The organism is Niveispirillum sp. GW835-FHT14G11 (assembly GCF_058793615.1).
Genome location: NZ_JBXAFZ010000016.1, coordinates 13,612 through 38,342, shown reverse-complemented (window position 1 = coordinate 38,342; position 24,731 = coordinate 13,612). Strand labels below are relative to the sequence as shown.

At 64.9% G+C, this 24,731-nt stretch carries 20 protein-coding genes; 6 read left to right on the top strand and 14 right to left on the bottom strand.

The window, feature by feature from the left end; genetic code table 11:
• Window positions 1–759: 759 nt before the first annotated feature.
• The 3 genes from AC1Q7F_RS25455 to AC1Q7F_RS25445 form a co-directional block, all read right to left on the bottom strand.
• Window positions 760–2,886 (bottom strand): TonB-dependent siderophore receptor, encoded by a 2,127-nt coding sequence (locus AC1Q7F_RS25455; protein WP_492511353.1) that lies wholly within the window; start codon window positions 2,884–2,886, stop codon window positions 760–762.
• Window positions 2,887–3,205: 319 nt separating this feature from the next.
• Window positions 3,206–4,363 (bottom strand): AGE family epimerase/isomerase, encoded by a 1,158-nt coding sequence (locus AC1Q7F_RS25450; RefSeq protein ID WP_492511352.1) that lies wholly within the window; start codon window positions 4,361–4,363, stop codon window positions 3,206–3,208.
• 22 nt (window positions 4,364–4,385) lie between these two features.
• Window positions 4,386–5,282 (bottom strand): ROK family protein, encoded by an 897-nt coding sequence (locus tag AC1Q7F_RS25445; protein ID WP_492511351.1) that lies wholly within the window; start codon window positions 5,280–5,282, stop codon window positions 4,386–4,388.
• A 185-nt stretch (window positions 5,283–5,467) separates the two neighbouring features.
• On the opposite strand from AC1Q7F_RS25445, the gene AC1Q7F_RS25440 reads away from it, so the two are divergent.
• Window positions 5,468–5,728, top strand: coding sequence for a hypothetical protein (locus tag AC1Q7F_RS25440; protein WP_492511350.1), 261 nt, complete (start codon window positions 5,468–5,470; stop codon window positions 5,726–5,728).
• A gap of 127 nt (window positions 5,729–5,855) precedes the next feature.
• The gene (locus tag AC1Q7F_RS25435) at window positions 5,856–6,014 is read left to right on the top strand and encodes a type II toxin-antitoxin system VapC family toxin (protein WP_492511349.1); all 159 of its coding nucleotides are present in this window, start codon (window positions 5,856–5,858) and stop codon (window positions 6,012–6,014) included.
• A 14-nt stretch (window positions 6,015–6,028) separates the two neighbouring features.
• Here AC1Q7F_RS25435 and AC1Q7F_RS25430 read toward each other — a convergent pair whose 3' ends face one another.
• From AC1Q7F_RS25430 to AC1Q7F_RS25415, 4 genes are all read right to left on the bottom strand, one after another.
• A complete protein-coding gene (locus tag AC1Q7F_RS25430) occupies window positions 6,029–7,252 on the bottom strand; it encodes an ROK family transcriptional regulator (protein ID WP_492511348.1) in 1,224 nt (407 codons plus the stop codon).
• A gap of 75 nt (window positions 7,253–7,327) precedes the next feature.
• Window positions 7,328–8,302: a type VI immunity family protein gene (locus AC1Q7F_RS25425; RefSeq protein WP_492511347.1), complete on the bottom strand. Its 975-nt coding sequence runs from the start codon at window positions 8,300–8,302 to the stop codon at window positions 7,328–7,330.
• Window positions 8,302–9,174, bottom strand: a complete 873-nt coding sequence (locus AC1Q7F_RS25420) for a hypothetical protein (RefSeq protein ID WP_492511346.1) — start codon at window positions 9,172–9,174, stop codon at window positions 8,302–8,304. Before AC1Q7F_RS25420 ends, AC1Q7F_RS25425 begins: the two co-directional genes overlap by 1 nt.
• A gap of 3 nt (window positions 9,175–9,177) precedes the next feature.
• The gene (locus tag AC1Q7F_RS25415) at window positions 9,178–9,516 is read right to left on the bottom strand and encodes a hypothetical protein (RefSeq protein WP_492511345.1); all 339 of its coding nucleotides are present in this window, start codon (window positions 9,514–9,516) and stop codon (window positions 9,178–9,180) included.
• Between the two features lie 237 nt (window positions 9,517–9,753).
• Here AC1Q7F_RS25415 and AC1Q7F_RS25410 point away from each other — a divergent pair, with 237 nt between their 5' ends.
• The 4 genes from AC1Q7F_RS25410 (at window position 9,754) to fcl (ending at window position 14,772) form a co-directional block, all read left to right on the top strand.
• Entirely contained in the window at window positions 9,754–11,451 is a 1,698-nt protein-coding gene (locus tag AC1Q7F_RS25410; RefSeq protein ID WP_492511344.1) for a SulP family inorganic anion transporter, read from the top strand.
• Between the two features lie 59 nt (window positions 11,452–11,510).
• Window positions 11,511–12,614, top strand: coding sequence for a glycosyltransferase family protein (locus AC1Q7F_RS25405; RefSeq protein ID WP_492511343.1), 1,104 nt, complete (start codon window positions 11,511–11,513; stop codon window positions 12,612–12,614).
• A gap of 120 nt (window positions 12,615–12,734) precedes the next feature.
• Entirely contained in the window at window positions 12,735–13,775 is a 1,041-nt protein-coding gene (gene gmd, locus AC1Q7F_RS25400; RefSeq protein WP_492504229.1) for a GDP-mannose 4,6-dehydratase, read from the top strand.
• Window positions 13,776–13,791: 16 nt separating this feature from the next.
• Window positions 13,792–14,772, top strand: a complete 981-nt coding sequence (gene fcl / locus AC1Q7F_RS25395; protein ID WP_492511342.1) for a GDP-L-fucose synthase — start codon at window positions 13,792–13,794, stop codon at window positions 14,770–14,772.
• A 40-nt stretch (window positions 14,773–14,812) separates the two neighbouring features.
• On the opposite strand, the gene AC1Q7F_RS25390 is transcribed toward fcl, so the two are convergent.
• The 7 genes from AC1Q7F_RS25390 to AC1Q7F_RS25360 all read right to left on the bottom strand — a co-directional run bounded on the left by AC1Q7F_RS25390 (window position 14,813) and on the right by AC1Q7F_RS25360 (window position 24,646).
• The gene (locus AC1Q7F_RS25390) at window positions 14,813–15,862 is read right to left on the bottom strand and encodes a LacI family DNA-binding transcriptional regulator (RefSeq protein WP_492511341.1); all 1,050 of its coding nucleotides are present in this window, start codon (window positions 15,860–15,862) and stop codon (window positions 14,813–14,815) included.
• Window positions 15,863–15,968: 106 nt separating this feature from the next.
• Window positions 15,969–17,378 carry a sugar porter family MFS transporter gene (locus AC1Q7F_RS25385; RefSeq protein WP_492511340.1) on the bottom strand — a complete coding sequence of 470 codons (1,410 nt, stop codon included), beginning with the start codon at window positions 17,376–17,378 and terminating at the stop codon, window positions 15,969–15,971.
• Between the two features lie 74 nt (window positions 17,379–17,452).
• On the bottom strand, window positions 17,453–19,240 hold the full coding sequence (locus AC1Q7F_RS25380) for an IlvD/Edd family dehydratase (protein WP_492511339.1): 1,788 nt from the start codon (window positions 19,238–19,240) through the stop codon (window positions 17,453–17,455).
• Window positions 19,237–20,118 (bottom strand): SMP-30/gluconolactonase/LRE family protein, encoded by an 882-nt coding sequence (locus AC1Q7F_RS25375; RefSeq protein WP_492511338.1) that lies wholly within the window; start codon window positions 20,116–20,118, stop codon window positions 19,237–19,239. Before AC1Q7F_RS25375 ends, AC1Q7F_RS25380 begins: the two co-directional genes overlap by 4 nt.
• Window positions 20,115–20,876, bottom strand: coding sequence for a D-xylose 1-dehydrogenase (xylB, locus tag AC1Q7F_RS25370; protein WP_492511337.1), 762 nt, complete (start codon window positions 20,874–20,876; stop codon window positions 20,115–20,117). The genes AC1Q7F_RS25375 and xylB overlap by 4 nt, the downstream gene beginning before the upstream one ends.
• Before the next feature lie 50 nt (window positions 20,877–20,926).
• Window positions 20,927–22,108, bottom strand: coding sequence for a fumarylacetoacetate hydrolase family protein (locus AC1Q7F_RS25365; protein ID WP_492511336.1), 1,182 nt, complete (start codon window positions 22,106–22,108; stop codon window positions 20,927–20,929).
• 141 nt (window positions 22,109–22,249) lie between these two features.
• Window positions 22,250–24,646, bottom strand: coding sequence for a glycoside hydrolase family 3 N-terminal domain-containing protein (locus tag AC1Q7F_RS25360; protein ID WP_492511335.1), 2,397 nt, complete (start codon window positions 24,644–24,646; stop codon window positions 22,250–22,252).
• Between the last annotated feature and the right edge of the window lie 85 nt (window positions 24,647–24,731).

The following is a 24,731-nucleotide window of genomic DNA, read 5'->3' as shown; positions in this document are numbered from 1 at the left end:
ATACGAGTCCTCTGACTTCACATTCCCTGCAGCCAGGACCCATCATTGGGGATGATTGCGGAGTGCATCGAAGAGTACAGGCAGGAGCCGTATTTAGCCCTTTCATTTGCCGATGGTAGATGTGCCCCTCGAAACGAAGAGCTTTACTTCCCAATATAACGATTTTAGCATCTACAGGGATATTCTGTCCCAAGATGGATACTTGCCGATTCGCACTTTCGATACATAATTCGATGTCTGTAAGGCCGTCAATTTCAGGGGGATTGAAATCGGTTTCGGCAGTTGATCCAGCGTCTACGGTTAGTGAATATAGAAAGTCATATACCCGGACGGTTATCAAGGCATTAGAAATATTGCTGCCAGGAGCCGCTCCTACAAAAAGCCACATAACTCCCTCCTCTCATTTCACAAGGAGAAATCACCAGGACTTAGGGTAGATATCTTAGAAATGCGTACAAACCTAGGCGCAATGAAGGCATAGTCAGACACGATATCTGCATCTGAATATTTTACATAGATCAATAAGATGGACCCAGCATATTGTCAATACGGTTGAGTGAATATTCAATTATGCCGCCAAGTGATGAAATAAAATCCTAAACAGTTTCAGTAAATTCTGATACTATGAAAATATTATTTAATCAATTGGCACGGCCATCTTTGGAAAATTATCTATTGGTATTCATGTTCTGAATAAAAGTAGAGCAATATAATTTAGCGGCCGAGCAGATAGCCCGCCCGGCCGCCGATCCCATCCCATCAGAACTGGTACGTGGCACTCAGCGTATAGTTACGCGGGGCGCCGTAGCGGTACTGGCTGTAGAAGCCGGTCTGGCTGTAATAGGTCTTGTCGAGCGCGTTTTCGACATTGGCCTGGAGTTGCAACTGCTCCGACACGGCGTAGCGGGCCATCAGGCTGACCAGCACATAGCCATCCTGCTGGAAGCGATAGGCACCGCCGGTCACCGGGTTGGCCCCCACCGAATAGGCCTTGCTGCGGTAATTGGCACCGCCGCCGATGGTCAGCGCCTCCAGGCCTGGGAAATTATAGGTGGTGAACAGCTTCAGCAGCCGGCGCGGCTGGTCGGTGATTACGTCGTTGCCGTTGGCATCCTCCGCCTGGAACTGGCTGTAGCCCAGCGAGATGTTCCAGCCCTCGGCCGGCTTGCCCGTCACCTCAACCTCGAAGCCCTTGGCTACCGTGCCCTTGCCGGCGATGTAGGTCTGCTGCGGCAGGCCGCCGGGCGGGGTGACCATGATGTCGGCGGTGGCGACATTATCCTGCTTGGTGCGGAACAGGGCCAGCGTGGTCTGCAGCGCATCGTCGAAATAGGCACTCTTCAGGCCGATCTCATAAGCCTTGCCGTCCAGCGGGTCCAGCTGGTTCAGGTTGCGGTCCAGGTTGGATTGCGGCTGGAAGATCTTGGTGAAGCTGGCATAGACGCGGTGCTGCGGGGTGATGTCATAGAGCGCGCCGACATAGGGGATGAACACATCGTCATCGCCATAATCGCTGTTCACGCCGAAGCTGACGCCTTTCTGCTCCCAGCTGGACAGGCGGCCGCCGCCGATCAGCTTGAACTCATCCGTCAGGTTCAGGCGCACGGCCCCATAATAGCCGGTCTGCTCCACCCGCTCATCCACGCCCAGGGTGCCGGTGGTGGAAAATCCGGGATAGGGATAGGCGGTGCCGTCCCAGTTCTGGTAATCGGTGCCCGGCGGGAAGGCCAGGGCGCCGAAGGTGGTCGTGTCGCGCTGCTGCACCGAATGCAGGGCGCCGAACACCAGCTCATGATCGCGGCCGAAGGCCGGGATCATGCCCTTGACCTGGGCGTCATAGCTGTTCTGGATGCTCTCGCCATCATCCTTGTAGGGATAGCTGTACTGGATGTCGCCGGTCACCGTGCTGACCGTGCCCGACAGGTACAAAAGCTCGGTCTGCTGGGCGTTGCGCAGGCGGTTGTAATTGGCGACCAGGCTCCAGCGATCATTCAGATCGTGCTTCAGCGTCACGAACAGGTTCTGGTTGGTGGTGTTCCAATAGCTCCAGTCGGCCGAGGCGGTCTTGGACCGGTCCCAGTCGGTGGTGGTGCCGTCGGAATAGAAGGTGGGCAGCGCCCCCCAGGCCGGGGCGTCGGGCTTGCCGCGCTGATGGCTGAAGCCGGCGCGCAGCAGCGTGTCCTCGGTCACATCGACATCGACCGTGCCATAGGCGACCAGCTTCTGGTTCTCATAGAGGTCGATATAGCTTTCGCCCTCCTCGTACCGCACGACGCCGCGCACGCGGACATTGCCGCTGTCGGTAACGGCACCGCCGATATCGGCCGAGGTGCGCCAGGTGTTCCAACGGCCATAGCTGGCGCTGGCATAGCCACCCCAATCCTTGGCGTCGGCATGCTTGCGCACCAGATTGACCGAGGCCGATGGCTCCCCCGCACCCGACATCAGGCCGGTGGCGCCGCGCACCACCTCCACCCGCTCATAGATCGATACGTCGGCAATGGTCTCACCGGCACCGCCGGCCAGCGTCCAGGCCAGCGGCACGCCATCGACCTGATAGTTGCGGATCTCGAACCCGCGCGCATAGAACTGGTTGCGGACATCATCGACCTCTTCAGAGGTGACGCCCACGGCATTGTCGATCACGTCGGAGATGGAGACCAGATTCTGGTCCAGGATGCGCTGTGCCGTGATGATGCTGACCGATTGCGGCGTCTCGCGCACGGTCAGGCCCAGGCCCGTGGCCGTGTCGATCTTGTCGGGCATTGTATAGGTGCCGATCACCACGATCTCGTCGATCTGGTCGGTCGCCGCTTCCTGCGCGCCGGCTTGCGGGACATAGGCGGCAAGCGTGCCACCCAGCATCATTGCGAGCTTCCACTTCATCTCGGGGCTTCCCTGGTGCTGACGATGTTGGCGCTGCGAATAGTGGTATTGATAATCGTTCGCAAGATAATAATGATTCTTATTTGTACTCGTCCAGCAAAGCAACATCTGCGGTGCGGCAGGGCGACAGGGCGCGGGAACCCAGGCGGCGCCTGGGATTGCGGGGTGGTGGGGGAAGGGATGCCGGAAAGATGTGGCCTGATGGCGATATTATTTGGCCCGAAACGGATAGACCCTGTAGCGGTCCGACCCAAGGGGCACAGGCCGCTGGTTCCGGCAGACGCGGGATGGGTCCATGATAGTCAGGCGGGCAGCTTGGTTACCCGGCGGCCCTCACCACCCGGTCCATTTCCAGGATGGCGCAGGTGATGTGGTAGAAGCTGCTGGCCGGCGCCGGCTCGTCGGTAAACGCACCTGCCGGCGACAGCTTGTCCCACCACAGGCCCTTCACGGGCGTGTTCAGATAGGACAGCAGCCCGTCGGCGGCCCGTGCTGCGGTCGCCCAGTGCGCGTCGTCGCCCGTGATCTCCGCCGCCAGCACCGCGGCCTTCAGCCGTTCGGTCTGCGGCCACAGGCGGGCGCTGTGGTCATGGATGGAGAAATCATCCAGCAGGCTGTTGAAACCCACGCCGCGCGCCGGGTCCACGCCATGCACCTCCCCGATCTCCAGCAGGCGCAGGCCGGCCGTTACCGCATCCTGCCGCCCGCGCAGCTTGCCCCAGCGCAGCAGCAGCCAGGCCCATTCGAACTGGTGCCCCGGTTCCATGATGCGGCCGGGCGTGCCCGGCGCGGGGCGCCAGTCGGCATCGAAGAACTCGCGCAGGCCGCCATTGGCCGGGTCAATGAAGCGGGTCATGGCCAGGCCGGCGATGCCGTCGGCCATTGTGCCCCAGCCGGCGTCGCCTCCGGCCGCTTCCCAGGCCAGCGACGCCTCGAACAGGTGCATGTTGGGGTTGGACAGCAGCGGCAGCGTGTCCGGCTGCAATTCCGCAAAGCCGCCCTGGTGGCCGCAGCGTGCGATCAGCCGGTCGCGCAGGGCGGCGGCGATGGGATGCAGCGGCACGAAATCGTTCAGCGCCTGGGCGGCGTTGCACAGGCCGAACAGGGCGAAGGCCTGGTCGTAGAGATCGACATTGTCGTCCAGCACCGACCCGTCGGGCGCCACCAGGGCCCGGAACAACCCATCCTCGCGCCGATAGCGGGTCAGATAGGTCTCCAGCGCCTGCCGCACGATATCGTCGGCCGGGCCGGTCCAGCCAAGCTGCGGGGCGATGGCGTAGCAATAGATCTGCCGCGGCTGCACCCGCGCGCGGCGCGGTGCGTCGACAGGTTTGCCCGCCTGGTCCAGCTTCTCATGGAAGCCGCCGCGGACATGGTCGTAACCCTGTTCCCACCACAGCGGATAGGCATGGTCCAATGCCCAGGCGACCAGGGTATCGCGGCGGCGGGTGGCGTCGGACAGGGGGGACGTGGTCATGGTTTCGAACCTTGCTTGCCGGTCAGGATTGCCAGAGCCGTGCCGCGCCCCGCACACCCGAGCTGTCGCCCCAGCGTGCCGGCACGATACGGGCCCGCCACGTGTCACAGAACACATAAGAGCGGATGACGGGTTCCAGCCTCTCATAAATTTCCGCGACATTCGACAGACCGCCACCTAGCACAAAGATGTCGGGATCGACAATATTCGCGACCAGGGCCATGGCCCGGCCCAGCCGGCCGATATAGCGATCCAGCGCCGCCGCCGCACCCGGATCACCATCCCGTGCCGCCTGGATGATCCATTCGCCGGGCTGGTCATTACCGGTAACGGCGGCATGGTCGCGGCGCAGGCCGGAGCCGGACACCCAGGTTTCCAGACAGCCCCGCTGCCCGCACCAGCAGGCGGGGCCCGGCACCTCTTCAATCGTGGGCCACGGCAGGGGCACATGGCCCCATTCGCCGCCGATGCCGTTGCCTCCCTCCACCAGCCTGCCATCGACCACCAGCCCGCCGCCACAGCCGGTGCCGATGATGATGGCGAACGTCACGCGGCCCCCCGCCGCCGCCCCGTCCACCGCCTCCGACAAGGCCAGACAATTGGCGTCATTGGCCAGACGCACCGGCCGGGCCAGCGCCGCCGACAGGTCGGACGCGAAGTCGCGGCCGTTCAGATAGGTGGAATTGGCGTTGCGCATCAGGCCGGTGGCGGGGTTGATGCTGCCCGGCACGCCCAGGCCCACGCTTTCCGCCCGGCCGGTCGCGGCCTCCGTCCGGTCGATCAGGTCGCGCAGCGTGGCGATGGCTGCATCATAGGCACCCGGATTGGGCGCGCGCAGCCGGGACAGGAAGGTGCCATCCGCCGACAGGGCCGCCACCTCGATCTTGGTGCCGCCGAAATCAACCCCGATCCGAACCATCGGAAACCCTCCCCACGCATGCGCCTATGGAGGCGCTTATACGGGGCAGGTTAGCGGCCTTCGTTTAAATAGACAATTTGAAATAATAAATAAGAACCTTCGGAAACCCTGTGTGGATTTGACACCAAGGGCGCATCGCCTACAATGGCCTATCAGTAGGGAGTTGACGGGCGGAGTTGACGGACATGGGCCATATATCGGTCGATACCACCGTAGGCGCCTTCAAGGAGATGGCGCGGACCCACAAGCTGGCGGACGGCCGGCAGATCACGGTCACGTTCGAAGACACCCCTGTCCCGGATGTGGCGGCTGCCGATATGGCAGTCCAGGCCGAAGGCAGCGTTGCCCGTTTTCTGGCTCTGGCCGGCACGGGTGCCCGGATGGCCGCGCCGCGCACCATGGACGATATCGACGCGGATATTCGGGAGATGCGAGGCGACGAATAGAGCCTTCGCCATGACGAAAATCTATATCGATACGAATGTCATCATCTATCAGGCATTGGCTGACCAGTACCGGCACATCCTGCTGGATGGCCATATTTTCCAACTGATACCGGTTGATTGAGGGATATTGGAGGCAGCTGCCAGATCGGGCGCGCAGCACCGGCTGAAACTGATAGATGCCATCCATATGGCCACCGCAAAGGCCGCCGGCTGTGACATGTTCATTACCAATGACAAGGGCATTCGTGCTGGTGCCGACCTGCGGGTCGTTCATCTGGGCATGTGAAGGGTCCCCGGCGCTCACTCCTCCGCCGTCTTCATCAGCACCGATCGGCCGGGCAGCAGGTGCTGGTTGAAGGGCAGGATGGCGGCCCCCACGGCGGGCGCGTCGGCGGCCATGGCGGCGCGGCGCAGGGGGGCCAGGATGGGCACCTGGCCGCGTTCGGCGGCCATGCGGTCATTGGTGGCCGCCGCCAGATCATCAACCAGCGGGGCCGGCAACCGGCCGCCAATGAAGATGGCCTGCGGGTTGATCAGGCAGGAGATGGACAGCATGGGCCCGGCCAGCAGTTCCGCCGACAGCCCGATCCACTCCTTCACCGCCGCCTGACCCGCCGCATCCAGCGACAGCAGGTCGTCGGGCTGCGTGACCCGGTACCCGCGCGCCGCCATATGGTCGAACAGGGCCGACAGGGACACGGCGTCCTGCAGGCTGCCGCCCGGAACGGCGGGATGGCGCACGGGCAGGAACCCGATCTCGCCGCTGCGCCCCTCGGCCCCTCGGAAATACTGCCCGTCCAGCACCAGCCCGCCGCCCAGCCCGCGGCTGACCAGCAGATAGAAGAAGCTGGGATGGCGCAGGCCCAGGCCGAACTGCGCCTCGCCCAAGGCCGCGGCGGTGGCATCATTCTCCACGAAGACCGGCAGGGGCGGCAGCCCGGCGAACAAAGCCGGGATATCGGTCCGGTCCCAGGTTTCATAGGCGTCGGGCTGGTGGGGCAGGTGGACCCGGCCCAGATCGTCGGGCAGGGCCACGCCCAGCCCCACCAGGCGCTTTGCCTTGATCGCACCCTTGGCCAGGATGGCGGACAGCTCGACCCGCGCGAACTCCGCCACCTCATCCGGCAGGGCGAAATCCACCTCCCGCGTGGCCCGCGCCCGTACCTGGCCGGCCAGGTCCAGCACGACCAGCGTGATGTGGTCGCGGTCGATATTGACCCCGACGGAGAAGCAGCCATCGGGATTGACGGCCAGCTTCATGGCCGGCTGCCCGCGCTGGCCCAGCAGGCGCCCCGCCTCCAGGATCAGCCCTTCAGACAGCAGCCGCTTGGTGATATTGGCGATGGCCGGCGCCGTCAGCCCGGTGATCTCCGCCAGATCGGCCCGCGTGATCGGCCCGCCCACCCGGATGGCCTGCAACGTCACACGTTGGTTATGGTCCCCCGCCCGCTCCAGGTTGGTTCCCGACAGGCTGGCGCCCACGGCGGCGGGGATGGGCAACGGCGTGTCGTGGGGCAAGGACATGGGTGTGCTGAACCTTCGCGCGGGCGGATGCTGCATCCGGATACGCCGCACGGGGGAGGAGGGCAATAGGGTGGATCATGACGTGCCTGAAGAATGCCCGCTCTCGAACCGTGCGTACCATGATGCAGAGAACTCCCGCGGTGTTAGACCGGCGATCGTTTCCGTGGTCAGGATATCCTTTCCGGAGGAGCGTAACGGCTTCAGCAGGGTATCGGCCCTGTGGTAGGGGGCGGGTATGCCAGCGGCCTCCAGGTCGCCGAACTGTGGTGTGGCACCCGCCTGGATGATCAGTCCGCTCGCCAGCCCGAGCGTGCCCAGCCCGGCGGCTGTGGCCGCCTGAGCCAGGGCGGCGCAGCCGCCGGCGCGGTCGGCCAGCCTGTCGCTGACCATGGTCAGCCAGTTGACGCCCTTGATCCCGTCCCGCAGCTTCAGGACATGGGTGGCCGGCATGTCCAGCTCCAGCCCGGCAAACCGCCTGGCCAGGGGCACCACCAGATGGTCGGTGCGCCGTGCCGTGTAGGGGTTGGGATTGCGGATGATCCCGAGCCCCGCATAGCCGTGCAAAGGTAACAGCAGGTCGCACAGGCGCGTCACCAACCCGACGACCATGCCTGGCTGCCGCGCCGCCAGTTCGCCCACCGCCGCCGCGAAGCTGAGGAAGCCCAGTTGTTCTTTGGGCATTTTCAAAGGGGCATAGGCGTTGATCATGAAATGCCCGGCATCCTGTTCCCGCGTGCCGCTATGGGCCATGAAATCGATGGATTCATATGTCGGAGTGCCGACAAGAGCCGCGGTATAGTCGGATCCGCGCAGTCCCCGGACCCCCTGGAACGGCGCCTTCTCCTCCGGCTTCAGCCAGCGGATGCGGTCGCCGAAGGTCGACGCCAGCAGATCGATGCAGTCGGCAAGACGCCTGCGTGTCTCCGGCTCCCCGGGTTCGCGGAAATACAGGGTCGCCAGGAACCCGATCCGTGCCGCCACGAGGCCGTGGCCACCATCCAGCGCGATGGCGTCGACATGGTCGGGCGTCAATTCCTCGGGAACTTCCATCACAGGCCTCCAGCCGCTGCGGTCCCACCGAACGTCGCTCCCCAACTTGCGGCAAGACGGCTGAACGCGCCAGCCGTGGCGCTGGCGGCCGCCACTTCGCCGACGGGACCGTCGAACGGGATCACCGCCAGTGCCACGGTGGCGATGGCCCCCACGACAACAGCACCGGTCAGGACCGCCGTGTTGTCCCACCAGGGTCGCTTCTCCTCCTGCGGTGCCGGTACCGGCACGGGAACCGGCACCGGCACCGGCCGCCGGTGGCGATCCGCACAATTGCACTCGCTGTCGTGCACGGGCGTAAACCGGTCGGCATCGCCGGCGATTTCCGTATAGGCGGCGAACTGTCCGTTGCCTTCCGGGTCTTTGCCGAACTTCACCTCCGCGACGCGTTCGATGTTGGCCTGGTGCGGCGGCTTGGACGGATCGCTTACAATCACCATATCCGGGCGCCGGACTTGTCCGGTATTGGGTCGGTAGCCTTGGATGTCCTGGTATGCACGGGTCTGCCAGTGCGTCGAGGGCTGCGTCGTGTCCCGTCCGTTGTCGTCGCGGTGCATGAAGGGCGACGGCGGATCTGTCGTCATGTTGTAACTAACTTCGGTCTTGTATCGGCTCTTATAGTTGAGGGCGCGATCCGCGCTCTTGAAGGTTTTGTCTACGCAGACCTGCTTATCGACTTCGCTTCGACAACAGCAGATCACATCGCAGATCAGGGCCTTGTCAACGAGCCACTTGGCATCGTCGGACGCGCGGTCCAGGTTTGGACAGTCCTGGCAGACCTGCATGACCAACTTGTCCGCCGCCTGTCCGCCGGCCGACAGGGCATTGGACACGCCCATGATCTTTGGGGAGAGAAGCTCGGCGCAGGACATCGGTCAGGCCGCCCAGAAACCCGGCGGCTTCTCCGCCAGATAATGCAGCATGATATCCCGATGCGGCGGGGTCCCGGTATCCAGCAGCCGGCGCAGATCCGGATCCTCCAGGACGCCCCGCCGCTGCCGGATCACCAGTTCCGCCAGGATCGTCACGTCTGGCTTGCCGGCAATCTTCCTGTCCGCCGCCCAGCACAGGACCTCCCTGATCCGTTCGGACAGCAGCGGCATTTGTGCCATGGCGGGGTCGGTTGCGGAGAGGATTGCGCGGATTTCCTCGCAATCCGCGTGGATGCATTCTTCGCGAAGCACGTCCAGATTGACGCTGCTTATGCTGAACACCCCGGACCTCGCGCAACATATCATGCCGGTATCTCTTCGCCGGCGACGCCAAGATAACAGATGCTGTATGTCGGAAAAGCATAATTAGTTGTTTAATTGCTCTATTTATCTAGTATTCAGAGATTCGCTTGCAACGCTAAGGAGAGGTCCGGATCGGCACCCCCTTGACTAACACCACCCAAAAAGCGGAACCTCCCCGAACTACATAAATCATGATGTTGTTCCGGGGGGTCGCCCATGAGCGCCACGCCTGTTTCCCTTGGCCAGGAGCTTCTGCCCAAGCTGGTCACCAGCTTGCGGGAGGGCTATGGGCTGGCCGCGCTGCGCGCCGATGCCATTGCCGGGCTGACGGTGGCCATCGTGGCGCTGCCGCTGGCCATGGCGCTGGCGATTGCGTCGGGGACGACGCCGGACAAGGGGCTGGTCACCGCCGTGGTGGCGGGGTTCCTGATTTCGGCGCTTGGCGGCAGCCGGGTGCAGATCGGCGGGCCGACGGGGGCGTTCGTCGTCGTCGTGGTCGGGGTCATCAACCAGCACGGCTATGATGGTCTGGTGCTGGCCACGCTGATGGCCGGGCTGATCCTGGTGGCGGCCGCCTTGCTGCGGTTGGGGCAGTGGATCAAATATATCCCGGAACCGGTGGTCACCGGTTTCACGGCCGGCATCGCCGTCATCATCTTTTCCAGCCAGGTGAAGGACCTGCTGGGCCTGTCCATGGAAGCCGTGCCGGCCGACTTCATCGATAAATGGCCGGCCTTCTGGGAGGCCCGCGCCAGTATCGGCGTGGCGGCCGCTGTCGGGCTGGGGTCGCTGGCGCTGATCCTGGGCCTGCGCCGCCTGGCGCCCAAGGTGCCGGGGTTCCTGGTGGCGGTGGTGCTGGGCTCCGTCGCGGCCTTTGCACTGGGGCTGGAGGTGGAGACGATCGGATCGCGGTTCGGCGGCATTCCCGACCATCTGCCCATGCCGGTCCTGCCGGTGATCACCCTGGAGAAGCTGCGGACCCTGCTGCCGGCGGCGCTGACCATCGCCTTTCTGGCGGGGGTCGAATCGCTGCTGTCGGCGGTGGTGGCGGACGGGATGACGGGGCGGCGGCACCGGCCCAATGCCGAATTGCTGGCCCAGGGTGTGGCCAATACCGCATCCGCCCTGTTCGGCGGGCTGCCGGCCACCGGCGCCATCGCGCGCACGGTCACCAATATCCGCTCCGGTGCCCGCTCGCCCGTGTCGGGCATGCTGCATGCCGCCTTCCTGCTGCTGTTCATGCTGGTGTTCAGCGGGCTGGCATCCTTCGTGCCGCTGGCGGTGCTGGCCGCCGTGCTGGTGGTCGTGGCCTGGAACATGAGCGATGCCGGCCGTTTCCTGCATCAGCTGCGCGCGGCCCCGACCAGCGACCGGGTGGTGCTGCTGACCACCTTCGTCCTGACCATCGCCATCGACCTGACCGTGGCGATCGAGGTGGGGGTGCTGCTGGCGGCGGTGCTGTTCATGCACCGCATGTCGGAAACGGTCGAGGTCTCCGATGGCGGGGAACAGCCGGGGCTGGCCCTGGGCCTGCCCGCCGGGGCGGCCTTGTACCGGATCGACGGGCCGATGTTCTTTGGCGCGGCGCGCAAGCTGCTGGACGTGCTGGACCGCACCGGCGGGGTGCCGCGCGTGCTGATCCTGGATATGGGCGGGGTACCCATGTTGGACGCCACGGGCGCCGACGCGCTGTCCACCCTGGTGGCCCGCGCCGACAAGCGCGGGGCGCATGTGGTGATGGCCGGCGTGCAGCGGCAGCCGATGGGCGTGCTGCATAATCTGGGCCTGCGCCACCGCAAGGGGGCCGTGGTCTTTGCCGGCGATGTGGCGCGGGCCAAGGCGGAGGCGGCGCATCTGCTGGATAAAGGTTCCGCCGGCGGCACGGGGGGCAGCCCGGCGAGCGGGGCGGATTGACAGGGGGGACGCTTTCGCGGTCAATGCCGCGCTTGTGCAGATGCCCATCCGGTTGAGCGATGACCAAGCTTGTTTACCTGTGCGACTGGCTGCCCCCGGATTTCGGCGCCGTCGGCCAATATGCCGTCATGCATTGCCGCGAGCGCGCGGCGCTGGGCTATGACGTTACCCTGGTCGGCCTGACGTCGGGCGGGCAAGCCAGCATTGAGGCGGAGCAGGTGGGCCCGGGTACCGTGCGCACCCTGCGTCTGCCGGCCCCACCGCTGGACCGCGCCAGCCTGGGCCGCCGGCTGGCCTGGACCGTGCGCACCAATGCCATGCTCATCAGCCGGGCCTGGAAATATCTGTCGGCGGCGGACGAAATCCTGTTCACCGGCTCGCCCCCGTTCCTGCTGCATTTCCTGGTGCCACTGAATGTGGTGCTGCGTAAGAAGCTGATCTACCGCATTGCGGATTTCCATCCCGAATGCCTGATCGCCTCGCGCCCCCGGCCGTCCAGGGTGCTGGATGCCGCCCTGGCGCTGACCATCTGGCTGCGCCGCCGGGTCCAGCTGTTCGAAGCGTCGGGCGAGGATCAGGTGCGCCTGCTGCGCCATTACGGCATTCCCGCGCAGAATATCGTGCTGAAGCGCGACCCGCCGCCCGTGGAACTGACGGGCGAGGAGGTGCCGCTGCCCGTGCCGGCGGAGCTGGCGGGCCGCAAAATCCTGCTTTATTCCGGCAATTGGGGCGTAGCGCACGATACCGACACGTTCATCGATGCCTATATCCGCCATCACCGGGAAGGCAGCGGTACCGTTGGCCTGTGGCTGAACGCCATCGGGGCAGGGGCGGATCTGGTGGAACAACGGTTGAAGAATGAGGGCCTGCCCGTGGCGCGCGGCCGGCCGGTGCCGTTCGGCGACCTGGGGCGCCTGCTGGTGACGCCCGATGCGCACCTGATCACGCTGCGCGATGGTTTCGTGGCTTATGTCATACCCTCCAAGACTTATGGCTGCATCGCGTCGGGCAGGGATGTGTTGTATATCGGCTCGGCCAAATCCGATGTCGACCTGATCTGCCGGGAGGGGCAACGGCCGGATCAGCGCTATATGCGCATCGATGTCGGAAATGTTAACGGCGTGTTCAGAGCTTTGGAGCTATTGGGTGGCGTATCGCACTGATCGTGCGTGTTCACAAGCGTGCTGCAACAGTTTATGACCAAGGTTTATTCGCCGCTGGCGGGGGCGGTCAGGCGGTTTCTTTAACGGCGATGGACATGCCATCGCCCCGGAGAGTTGAGCATGTCGCGTAAGGTTGCCTTGATCACCGGCGTCACCGGTCAGGACGGTGCGTACCTGTCGGAACTGCTTCTGTCGAAGGGCTATATCGTCCATGGGCTGAAGCGCCGTTCCTCCTCGCTGAACACCGCCCGCATCGACCATCTGTATCAGGACATCCATGAAAAGGATGTGCGGTTCCAGCTGCATTATGGCGACCTGACCGACAGCACCAACCTGATCCGCATCGTCCAGGAAACCCAGCCGGACGAGATCTATAACCTGGCCGCCCAGAGCCATGTGCAGGTCAGCTTCGAGACGCCGGAATATACGGCCAATGCCGACGGCATCGGCACGCTGCGGCTGCTGGAGGCGATCCGCATCCTGAAGCTGGAGGGCAAGACCCGCTTTTATCAGGCATCGACGTCGGAGCTGTACGGCCTGGTGCAGGAGGTGCCGCAGCGGGAGACGACGCCGTTCTATCCGCGCAGCCCCTATGCCGCGGCCAAGCTCTATGGCTACTGGATCACGGTGAATTACCGCGAGGCCTATGGCATGCATGCCAGCAACGGCATCCTGTTCAACCATGAAAGCCCGATCCGCGGCGAAACCTTCGTGACCCGCAAGATCACCCGTGCGGTTGCCGCCATCCATCATGGTCAGCAGGACTGCCTCTATCTGGGCAATCTGGACGCCAAGCGCGACTGGGGCCATGCGCGCGACTATGTCGAGGGCATGTGGCGCATCCTGCAGCAGGATGTGGCCGAGGATTACGTGCTGGCCACGGGCGAGACGCACACGGTGCGCGAGTTCGTGGAGCGCGCCTTCGGCCATGTCGGCCGCACCATCGAATGGAGCGGGTCGGCGGTGGACGAGATCGGCCGGGATGCCGCCAGCGGTGCCGTGCTGGTGCGCATCGATCCCCGCTATTTCCGCCCCACCGAGGTGGACCTGCTGCTGGGCGATCCGGCCAAGGCCAAGGAAAAGCTGGGCTGGACCCACACAACCCCCTTCCCCGACCTCGTCCGTGAAATGGTCGAGGCCGACGTGAAGCTGCTGGCCTGAAGCGCGCAGCGGAGGAATGAAGATGAGTGACGTGAAGCGCTACGACCTGACGGGCAAGCGCGTCTGGGTGGCCGGCCATCGTGGCATGGTGGGGGGTGCGGTTGTCCGCCGTCTGGCGTCGGAAGGATGCACCATTCTGACCGCCGGCCGCGACGTGCTGGACCTCACGCGCCAGCGGGAAGTCGAGGAATGGGTGGCGGCGGAGAAGCCCGACGCCGTGGTGGTCGCTGCCGCCAAGGTGGGCGGCATCCTGTCCAACAACAGCTATCCAGCCGAATTCCTGTACAACAACCTGGCCATCGAGACGAACATCGTCGAGGCGTCGTTCCGCAACAATGTGGAAAAGCTGCTGTTCCTGGGATCGTCCTGCATCTATCCCAAGCTGGCATCGCAGCCGATGCGCGAGGATGCGCTGCTGACGGGCTCGCTGGAGCCCACCAACGAATGGTATGCCATCGCCAAGATCGCCGGCATCAAGCTGTGCCAGGCCTATCGTCAGCAATATGGCTGCGACTATATCTCGGCCATGCCGACCAATCTCTATGGCATCGGGGACAATTTCCACCCGTCCAACAGCCATGTGCTGCCCGCCCTGCTGGCCCGCCTGCACGACGCCAAGCGCGACCGGCTGCCGGAGGTGACCGTCTGGGGAACGGGCAAGCCGCTGCGCGAGTTCCTGTATGTCGACGATCTGGCCGACGCCCTGGTCTTCCTGCTGAAGAATTACAGTGGATATGACCATGTCAATGTCGGCACGGGGCAGGAAGTGTCCATCCGCACGCTGGCCGAACAGGTGGCGGCCACGGTCGGCTGGCAGGGCCGCTTCGTGTTCGACGCGTCCAAGCCCGACGGCACGCCGCGCAAGTTGATGGATAACACCAAGCTGAAGAACCTGGGCTGGACCGCCCGGACCAGCTTGGCCGAGGGCCTGCGCCAGACCTATGAATGGTTCCTGGAAGAAGCCGCCAAGGGGGGCTTGCGCGGCATCGGGGGGTGATCCGGTAACGTGTGAAGGGGGAGGGCGAAAGTACGCCCCCTCACCCCACCGGGATCGTGCTCTCCCGCTTTACCAGCTTATAGGCCAGCAGCTTCTGTTCCGGCCCGTCGCTGTTGCGGCCGGGCTGCCAGCGGTTGCGCATGGCGGTGGCCAGTGCCACGACGGCGGCCTTGCCCATGGCGGCGATGGGCTGGCGGATGGTGGTCAGCGGCGGCCAGACGGTGGTGGCGATCAGCGTGTCGTCGAAGCCGGCCACGGACAGATCGCCCGGTACGTCCAGATGCAGCCGATGGGCGACGGAGATGGTGGCCGCCGCCATGTCGTCATTGGCCGCGAAGATGGCGGTGGGGCGCGGAGTGGCGGTCAGCAGCTTTTCCGCCGCCTCCAGACCTGAGGCATAATCATACTGGCCCTGTTCGGTCAGGATGTCGGCCTCGGCAAGGCCGGCATCGGCGCATGCATCCAGGAAGCCGTGCAGGCGCATGTCCGATGCCGACTGGTTCTTATTGCCCTTGATGAAGCCCAGGCGGCGATGACCCAGGCTGATCAGATGCTCCGTCATCTGCCGGGACGCGGCGTAATTGTCGATGCGGATGGTCGGCAGGTGCGGATTGGGCCGGCCGGTGGCCACGGCCACGCTCAGCACATTTGCCTCTTCCAGCATGGTCAGGATCGGCTTGGATTCGCACAAGGGCGGGGGCAGGATGAAGGCGTTGACGCCGCCGGCCAGCAGGCGGGTGACCGAGGCCGTGGCCTTGGCCGTGCCGGCGCATTTCTCCACCACCAGCTGGTGGCCCTCGCGGCTGCTCTCATCCAACGCGCCGACCAGGAATTCCGACAGGTACGCGCTGGACGGGTTGGAATAGAGCAGGCCGATGCGCAGCACCTCTGAGCCGGCCAGCCGACGAGCGGCGGGGTTGGGGGTATAGTTCAGCTCGCGGATGGCGGTTTCCACCAGGGCGCGGGTATTCTCGTTGACCTTGTCATCCTTGTTGATGACGCGCGATACGGTCATGGAGGAGACACCGGCACGGGCCGCCACCTCACGGATGGTTACCGCTTGGCTGCCACGCCGTCTCTGTCTTTCCATGATGCCCCGTCCCTGGTGTCGGAAAACGCCCCTTTATCGGCCCGCCGCCTTGTCCGCGCAACCAATTCCGCCGGGGAGGTCCCCCGGCGGAATATCACGCGCAATCTCAGCCTTCCATCTGCTCCAGCTCGCGGCCCTTGGTCTCATGCACAAGGGAGCGGACGAAGAAGAAGGAGATGGCGGCGAACAGCGCATAGAAGCCGTAGGCCCCCGTCAGGCCGATACTGGTCAGCAGGATGGGGAAGGTCATGGTGATGCCGAAATTGGCCGTCCACTGCGCCAGACCGCTGACCGCCAGGCCCGACCCGCGGATCTGGTTGGGGAACATCTCGCCCAGCATGACCCACATGACCGGGCCCCAGGAGAAGTTGAACAGTACCGCATAGGCATTGGCGCTGATCAGGGCGATCAGGCCGATATTGTCCGACAGGTGCAACTTGCCGTCGACCAGGGAGCCCGAAGCGAAGCACACCGCCATGATGCCCAGGGTGATGGCCATGCCGGCCGACCCGATGATCAGCAGCGGCTTGCGCCCCAGCTTGTCCACCAGCGCCATCGACGCCAGACAGCCCAGGATGGACAGGGCCCCCGACAGGATGTTGATGCGCAGCGCATCGGCTTCGGAGAAGCCCACGGCCTGCCATAGCACGGCACCGTAATAGAACACGACATTGATGCCGACCAACTGCTGGAACACGGCCAGCCCGATGCCGACCCAGACGATGGGGCGGACCTTGCCGGTGACCTTGTCGATCAGGTCGGACAGCTTGGGCTTGTGATGGTCGGCGGCCAGGCTCTGGCGGATCTCCACCACCTTGGCGGCACCGGCGGCGGGGCCGAACAGGCGGGACAGCACGGCCTGCGCCTCCGCCTCGCGGCCCTTGACGACCAGATAGCGGGGGCTTTCCGGGATGATCAGCAATGCGCCCAGGAACAGGGTGGCCGGGATGATCTGGGCCCAGAACATCCAGCGCCAGGCCTCATAGCCCAGCCAGAACGGCTCGGTCGACCCGCCGGCGGCACCGGCGATCAGGTAATTGCCCAGGAAGGCGCCGGTCAGACCGGAGATGATCATGATCTGCTGGACCGAGGACAGCCGGCCGCGGATGGAGGCGGGGGTCACTTCGGAGATATAGGCCGGCGACAGCACCGAGGCGGCCCCCACGCCCAGACCGCCGATCAGGCGGCCGATGACGAAGATGGAGGCGCTGTGCGCCCCGCCGGTCAGGATAGCGCTGGCGATGAACAGCAAGGCGGCGATCATCATCACCTTGCGCCGGCCGATAATGTCGGCCAGGCGCGCGGCGCTGAAGGCACCGGCGGCGCAACCCAGCAGGATCGACGCCACGTTGAAGCCGGTATCGACGCTGTTGGAATTGAAGGCCTTCTTCAGCCCCTCGACGGTGCCGTTGATGACGCCGCTGTCATAACCGAACATGAAGCCACCAATGGTCGCCACCGCCACGATGGCGGCGATGAACCCCATATTGACCTGTTCCTCCCTGGAACCGCTCATTGCTTTCTCCTGGTTTTCCCATTCGTAGGTCAGGGCTCGCCTTCGGCTCGACCTGACCTACGGCGTTTCCCCGATCAATGATTATGCCGTGGCGTCTCGTCCGCCACGCCCCGGTATTTCAGCGCCATTTCCAGGCAGCCGCCGCTGTCCAGCTGGCCGACATGGTCACGGTACAGTTCCTGCCACGGCGTTTTGGAGGCCGGGATCGGCGGGGCCGGGTCCTCGGCCCGGCGCCGCGCCATTTCCGTATCGGCAACCAGCATATCGCAGGTGCCCTTGTTCAGGTCCAGGCGCAGGATGTCGCCGGTGCGCAGGATGGCCAGACCGCCGCCCGCCGCCGATTCCGGGCTGGCATTCAGGATGGACGGGCTGTCGGACGTGCCGGACTGCCGCCCGTCGCCGATGGTCGGCAGGCTTTTGATGCCGCGCTTCAGCAGGGCGTCGGGCGGCTGCATGTTCACCACCTCTGCCGAGCCGGGGAAACCCAGCGGGCCGGCACCGCGCACCACCAGGATACAGTTCTCATCGATATCCAGGGCCGGATCGTTGATGCGCTCGTGATAATCGTCGGGCCCGTCAAAGACGATGGCCCGGCCTTCGTACACGCCCTCATGCCCCGGACGGGAGAGATAGCGCTGGCGGAAATCATCGGAGATCACCGACGTCTTCATGATGGCGAAGTCGAACAGGTTGCCCTTCAGCACCAGGAAGCCCGCGCGGCTCATCAGCGGCTGATCATAGGCGAAGATGACCTCGCGGTCATTCGTCTCGCGGCCCTGGATATTCTCGGCGATGGACTTGCCCGACACGGTCAGGCAGGACGTGTCGATCTTGCCGGCACCCGCCAGTTCGCACAGCACGGACGGCACGCCGCCGGCGCGGTGGAACCGTTCGCCCAGATATTTGCCGGCCGGCTGCAGATTGACCAGCAGCGGCACGTCGTACCCGTACTGACGCCAGTCATCATGGCTGATTTCCACCCCGGCATGCCGCGCCATGGCCACGATATGCGGCTGGGCATTGGTCGATCCGCCGATGGCGGCATTGGCGACGATGGCGTTGATGAAGGCCTGACGCGTCAGGATCTTCGACGGGCGCAGATCCTCATAGGCCATTTCCACGATGCGCCGGCCCGTCTCATAGGCCATCTGCCCGCGCTCGCGGTAGGGGGCGGGGATGGCGGCACAGCCGGGCAGGGACAGGCCCAGCACCTCGGCAATGGCGTTCATGGTACTGGCCGTGCCCATGGTGTTGCAATGGCCGGCGGACGGGGCGCTTGCCGCCGCCAGTTCCAGGAACTGTTCCTCGCTGATCTCGCCGGCCGCCAGCCGGCGACGGCCGCGCCAGATGACGGTGCCCGATCCCACCAGCTCACCCTCGAACCAGCCATCCAGCATCGGCCCGCCCGACAGGACGATGGCCGGGATGTCCACCGTGCTGGCCGCCATCACGCCCGACGGCGTGGTCTTGTCGCAGCCGGTGGTCAGCACCACGGCGTCGATCGGATAGCCGTGCAGCACCTCCACCAGGCCCAGATAGGCCAGGTTGCGGTCAAGGGCCGCCGTGGGCCGCCGGCAATTCTCGAAGATCGGATGGACGGGGAATTCGAACGGGATGCCGCCGGCGTCGCGGATGCCGTCGCGCACGCGCCGGGCCAGATCGACATGGATGCGGTTGCAGGGGCTGAGGTCGGAACCGGTCTGGGCGATGGCGATGATCGGCTTGCCCGAGCGCAGTTCCTTGGGCGTCAGCCCGTAATTCATGAAGCGTTCCAGATAGAGCGCGGTCATGTCGGCCCGCCCCGGCGCATCAAACCATTCGCGCGAACGGAAGCGGCGGGCGGGGCGGTTTTCGTCGGTCATGCGCGTACCTTTGCGGGCGGCAGGCCCGCCACGGGGCTTTGGAAGGTGAACAGGCCGCCGGCCAGGGGCTGTGCCGCCGCCTGTTCCGCCGACAGGCTTTTGGACGCCGTGGTGGCATAGACCGTCTTCAGGTCCGGTCCACCAAAGGCCAGCTTGGTGATGTTGGAAACGGGGAAACGGACAAAGCCCAGCAGCGTGCCGTTGGGCGCGTAGCGGCGGATGCCATGCCCGAAGAACAGGGCGACCCAGACACAGCCCTCCGCGTCCACCGCCATGCCGTCGGGATAGCCCTCGCCCTCACCGATCTTCGCGAAGATGCGGCGGTTGGCGATGCTGCCATCGGCCTGGATGTCGGCGGCATAGACGGTCTGGGCCAGCGTGTCGGTATGGTAGAGGATCGTGCCATCCGGGCTGGTCGCCGGGCCGTTGGTGATGCAGATACCGTCCAGGATGCGGGCGGGCGCGCCGCCATCCCAGCGATAGAAGGCGCCGGTGTCGGCCTTCTCCGCATCATCCATGCTGCCGAACCAGACGCGGCCGGTGGCATCGGTGAAACCATCGTTCAGGCGGTTGCCCGCACGGTCGGTTTCCACGGAAACCAGCGGCGCAAAGCTGCCCGTGGCCGGGTCGAACCGGTGCAGCCCGTGCGGCATGCCCACCACCAGGCCGCCGCCGGCCTGGGGCAGGACGAAGCCCGGCTGGTCGGGGGCGCCCCAGGTGTCGCGCGTGCCCGTGGCCGGGTCCAGGCGGTGGATCTGCTTCTTCTTGATATCCACGAACCAGAGCACGGCCCGCTCGGCATCCCAGCAGGCGCCTTCCAGCAGGATGCCCTTCAGGTCCCAGATGCAGTCCGGATTGATGGAAGAGAGATCGGTCATCGCCACCCCGCATCGACGAAATAATTGTGCGCCGTGCACAATCTCGCATCGTCGGACGCCAGGAATAGCACCATCGCGGCGATGTCGCGCGGTTCAACACGCTGCTTCAGGCACTGCAGGCCCAGCATGCGCGCCTCTTCCTCCGGATTGTGCCAGAGGCGCATCTGGCGCGGGGTCTTCACCCCGCCCGGCACGACGCAGGTGACGCGGATATTATCCTCGCCCAGATCGCGGGCCAAGGCACGGGTCATGCCCTCGATCCCGGCCTTGGCGGTCTGGTACAGGGCGATTTCCGGCAAAGCCAGATGCCAGGAGATGGAGCCCAGATTGATGATGGCCCCGCCGCCGGCCGCCTTCATCGCCGGCACCACCGCCTGGGCCGCGAAGAACAGGTGGCGCAGGTTCACCGCCATGCGGTTGTCCCAATATTCCGGCGTCACCTCTTCCACCTTGTGGCGGTCGTCATTGGCGGCGTTGTTGACCAGGACATCGATACCACCCTCGGCCGCAATGATGGCGGCGATGGTGGATTTGACCGCACCCAGGTCGGTCAGGTCGCACTGGGTGAAAACCGGCGGCACCTCCGCGCCGGACAGGCTGGCGACCAGGTCCCCGCTATCCTGGACCGCCACATCCACGAAATGGACGCGCGCCCCCTGGCGGACGAAGGCCTCCACCATCCCGGCGCCGATGCCGGAACCGCCGCCGGTGATCAGCACCCTTTTTCCGCGCAGGGAGGGGTAAATCGCATGGGTCATGATGAAGGGTCCAGGGTGGGGCGTTGCATTGGGGAAAGATTGGGGTGGGATCAGTCGCGCAGCAGGCCGCGCCGGGCCAGATTGCGCATCAGATCGCCGATGCCGAAGTTCCATTCCGGCGCCTCATGGCAGCCGGCAACCTTGTTGGACAGGCTGCCAAGACGGGGGGAGGATATCGTGACGATGTCGCCACCCTTATGGGTGAAGCCCTTGCCCGGTGCCTCGCGGTCATCGATGGGCGCAAACAGGGTGCCCATGAACAGCACGAAACCGTCGGGATACTGATGGTTTTTGCCGATGGTCTGGCCGACCAGGTCCAGCGGATCGCGGCTGATCAGCGCCATGTTGGACTTGCCGTTCAGGACGAACCCGTCCTCGCCGGTCACATTCACCGACACCTCGGCATTGCGCACATCGTCGATGGTGAAAGTACCGTCGAACAGGCGGATGAAGGGGCCCAGCGCGCAGGAGGCGTTATTGTCCTTGGCCTTGGACAGCAGCAGCGCCGACCGCCCCTCGAAATCACGCAGGTTCACATCGTTGCCCAGGGTGGCGCCATGCACGCGGCCCTTGCCATCGACGGCCAGAGCCACTTCCGGCTCCGGATTGTTCCAGTCGCTGTCCGACCGCACGCCGATATAGGCACCCCAGCCCACCGACGACAGGGTCGGACCCTTGGTGAAAATCTCCGCATCCGGGCCGATGGCCACTTCCAGATATTGCGACCACAGCCCGTCGGCGATCAGCGCCTGTTTCAAGGCGGCGGCTTCGGCCGAGCCGGGCTTGACCGCGCGCAGGTCGGTGCCGATGCGGGCCGACAGGTCGCTGCGGATTTCATTGGCCTTGGCGTAATCACCGCGGGCCCGTTCCTCGATCACCCGCTCCAGCGCCGATACGGCGAAGGTGACGCCGGCGGCCTTGATGCATTGAAGATCGATGGGCGACAGCAGCAGGGGCGCGCCGGGCAGGGCGTCGCCCCATTGCAGCGCCACCTTGATCGTACCGGCATCACCCAGATCCTGGCCGCCGGTGGGCAGGGCGCCGTCGGGCAGGTTGTTCAGCAGGTCGGAAACGGTGGGCGCCACGCCCGACAGGTCGAACAAATGCCCGCCCTTGATCAGCACCGGCGTCGGCCCCTGCCCGAAATCCAGCCGCCCCAGCAGATGCGCATCACGCCAGTCCGCAGGCAGGAAATCGGTCAGCAGGGCAGGGGACGCGGGCGACGAAGACATGGGACACTCTCCCAGATAGAGGGACGACTTTAGTCGATATGGGCAAAACTTGATAGCGGTAACAAGCAAAAGCAACAAAGTTACGTGAAGTAGAGGGGGAGATAATGGCCCTCCCCCTACTCCGCATGCTTGGGCGCTTGCTTAAACCACTTTCAATTCGACCGGCTTCAACTCGACAGAGTCGAATCCGGCGCTGATGGTGAAGATGCCGGGTTCGACCACGCGCTTCATGTCCAGGTTCCAGAGCGACAGATCGTCCGGGGTCAGGGTGAAGCGCACGGTGGTGCCGGCACCAGCCGCAAGTGTTACACGCTGGAACCGCTTTAACTCCTTCACCGGCCGCGTCACCGATGCCTCCTCATCCCGGACATAGATCTGCACCACCTGGTCGGCCGTGTGGGAACCGGTATTGCGCAGGGTGACGGCGACATCGACGCTGTCGCCCGTGCCGATCTGGCTGCGCGACAGGACCGGCGCATCCAGCTCGAACGTCGAATAGGTCAGGCCGAAGCCGAACGGGAACAGGGGCGTGACGTCGTCGAACAGATAGCCGCGCCGGGCGGACGGCTTGGCATTGTAATAGACCGGCAGCTGGCCGACGGAGCGCGGAATGGTGATGGGCAGTTTGCCGCCGGGCGACAGTTTGCCGAACACCACGTCGGCGACGCCATTGCCCGTCTCCTGGCCCAGATACCAGCCCTCGATCAGGGCATCGGCCTTCTCCGCCAGCCGGTTGACGGCCAGCGGGCGGCCGTTCAGCAGCAGGACGATGACCTTCTTGCCGGTCTTGAACATGGCCTCGGCCAGATCGGACTGACGGCCATAGAGATCCAGGCTGGCGCGGTCGCCCAGATGCGTCTTGGCCCAGGCTTCACGGCTCAACTGCTCATTCTCGCCCAGCACCATCAGGATGGTGTCGGCACTGGCCGCCTTGGCCACGGCCTCGGCGATCAGGGCGTCATTCTCGGCATCGGGGATCGGCTCGACCTTGTCCTCTTCCCAGACGCGCTGGCGGGTCAGGCGCACGCCTTCGGCATATTCCACCTTCAGGCCCTTGGCCGCCGCCTGCAGGCCTTCGATGACGGAGACCACCTTGCGCGGTTTTTCCGAATAGCCGCCGATGGGCGTGTCCCTGGCATGGGTGCCGACAACCAGCAGCGTGCCCGCGGCCGCAGGGTTCAGCGGCAGGATGTTGCCGGCATTCTTCAGCAGCACCATCGACCGGGCCGCCGCCTCGCGGGCCAAAGCAATCGCGTCCGGTGTGGCGGTCAGCTTGTCGGCGATCTTGGCATCGACATAGGGGCTTTCGAACAGCCCGGCCTCGAACTTCATGCGCAGGATGCGGCGCACGGCGGTGTTGATCTGGGCTTCGGACGCTTTGCCCTCGCGCACCAGGCCGGGCAGCAGCAGATAGCCCTCGCCGTCCGGCAACTCGATATCCACGCCGGCATTCAGGGCGCGGACGGCACCATCGGCCAGGTCACGGGTCATGTGGTGGACGGTCTTCAACTCGCGCACCGCGAAATAATCGCTGACCAGCGCGCCCTGATAGCCCCATTCCTTGCGCAGCACCGTATCCAGCAGCCATTTGTTGGCATGGCTGGGTACGCCATCGACCTCGTTATAAGACGGCATGATGGAACGGATGGGCAGGTTCTTAACCGCGCGTTCGAACGGCACCAGGAAGTTTTCGCGCAAGGTGCGTTCGGAAATCGGGGCGGGGCCGACATTGGTGCCGCTTTCCGGCTGGCCATGGCCGGTCATGTGCTTCAGCGTCACCAGCACCTTGTCCTTGGCGAGCGGCAGGGTCGTGCCCTGGAAACCCTTCATCGCCGCCAGCCCCATTTCGGAGACCAGCCACGGGTCCTCGCCATAGGTTTCCTCCGTCCGGCCCCAGCGCGGGTCGCGGACGATATCAACCACGGGGGCCAGGGCTAGATGAACGCCGCGCAGGCGCATCTCGCGCGCGGCCACGCCGAAGATACGCTCCACCATGGCCGTATCCCAGGAGCTGGCCAGCGCCATGGATTGCGGGAAGCTGGTGGCGCCGCGCGCCACGAAGCCATGCAGCGCTTCCTCGTGGAAGATCAGCGGGATGCCCAGGCGCGTCTGCTCAACGGCCCATTTCTGGGCGTCGTTGACGTAAGATGCGGCCTCCAGCCCCTCGCGGTTGATGATATTGGCCTTGGCACCGGCGGCGATGGGGGTGCCGTCCTTGTTCACGGTGCCGACGCGGTCGCCGGGACGGGAAATCTGGCCCAGGCCGTTGGGGTAATTCTTGGCGGCCTTCTTGGCGTCGAAGCCGCCCTTCTCATTATTGACCAGCTTCTTGTCCTGCCAGATGCCGATCATCTGGGCCACCTTCTCCTCCAGCGTCATGCGGGAGAGCAGGTCCTCGATCCGGGCATCGATGGGCAGGGACGGGTCGCGATAAGGCTCCTTGCCACGCGCAAACGCCATGCCGGCGGGCATAGCCGCGGCAGAGGTGAGCGCCAGCAGGCTGGCGCCGAACAGTCGGCGGGACAGCTTGGGTGTCATCGGTAATTTTCCTCCCGGTATCTTCTCGCAACGTCGCCCTCTGCCGGGGCGATGGTAGCGCTATCATTGAGGGACTGTGACACGG

Coding starts and splice junctions, on each gene's coding strand:
- AC1Q7F_RS25455 (WP_492511353.1), bottom strand. CDS start 2,886: ATGAAGTGGAAGCTCGCAATGATGCTGGGTGGCACGCTTGCCGCCTAT.
- AC1Q7F_RS25450 (WP_492511352.1), bottom strand. CDS start 4,363: ATGACCACGTCCCCCCTGTCCGACGCCACCCGCCGCCGCGATACCCTG.
- AC1Q7F_RS25445 (WP_492511351.1), bottom strand. CDS start 5,282: ATGGTTCGGATCGGGGTTGATTTCGGCGGCACCAAGATCGAGGTGGCG.
- AC1Q7F_RS25440 (WP_492511350.1), top strand. CDS start 5,468: ATGGGCCATATATCGGTCGATACCACCGTAGGCGCCTTCAAGGAGATG.
- AC1Q7F_RS25430 (WP_492511348.1), bottom strand. CDS start 7,252: ATGTCCTTGCCCCACGACACGCCGTTGCCCATCCCCGCCGCCGTGGGC.
- AC1Q7F_RS25425 (WP_492511347.1), bottom strand. CDS start 8,302: ATGGAAGTTCCCGAGGAATTGACGCCCGACCATGTCGACGCCATCGCG.
- AC1Q7F_RS25420 (WP_492511346.1), bottom strand. CDS start 9,174: ATGTCCTGCGCCGAGCTTCTCTCCCCAAAGATCATGGGCGTGTCCAAT.
- AC1Q7F_RS25410 (WP_492511344.1), top strand. CDS start 9,754: ATGAGCGCCACGCCTGTTTCCCTTGGCCAGGAGCTTCTGCCCAAGCTG.
- AC1Q7F_RS25405 (WP_492511343.1), top strand. CDS start 11,511: ATGACCAAGCTTGTTTACCTGTGCGACTGGCTGCCCCCGGATTTCGGC.
- gmd (WP_492504229.1), top strand. CDS start 12,735: ATGTCGCGTAAGGTTGCCTTGATCACCGGCGTCACCGGTCAGGACGGT.
- fcl (WP_492511342.1), top strand. CDS start 13,792: ATGAAGATGAGTGACGTGAAGCGCTACGACCTGACGGGCAAGCGCGTC.
- AC1Q7F_RS25390 (WP_492511341.1), bottom strand. CDS start 15,862: ATGGAAAGACAGAGACGGCGTGGCAGCCAAGCGGTAACCATCCGTGAG.
- AC1Q7F_RS25385 (WP_492511340.1), bottom strand. CDS start 17,378: ATGAGCGGTTCCAGGGAGGAACAGGTCAATATGGGGTTCATCGCCGCC.
- AC1Q7F_RS25380 (WP_492511339.1), bottom strand. CDS start 19,240: ATGACCGACGAAAACCGCCCCGCCCGCCGCTTCCGTTCGCGCGAATGG.
- AC1Q7F_RS25375 (WP_492511338.1), bottom strand. CDS start 20,118: ATGACCGATCTCTCTTCCATCAATCCGGACTGCATCTGGGACCTGAAG.
- xylB (WP_492511337.1), bottom strand. CDS start 20,876: ATGACCCATGCGATTTACCCCTCCCTGCGCGGAAAAAGGGTGCTGATC.
- AC1Q7F_RS25365 (WP_492511336.1), bottom strand. CDS start 22,108: ATGTCTTCGTCGCCCGCGTCCCCTGCCCTGCTGACCGATTTCCTGCCT.
- AC1Q7F_RS25360 (WP_492511335.1), bottom strand. CDS start 24,646: ATGACACCCAAGCTGTCCCGCCGACTGTTCGGCGCCAGCCTGCTGGCG.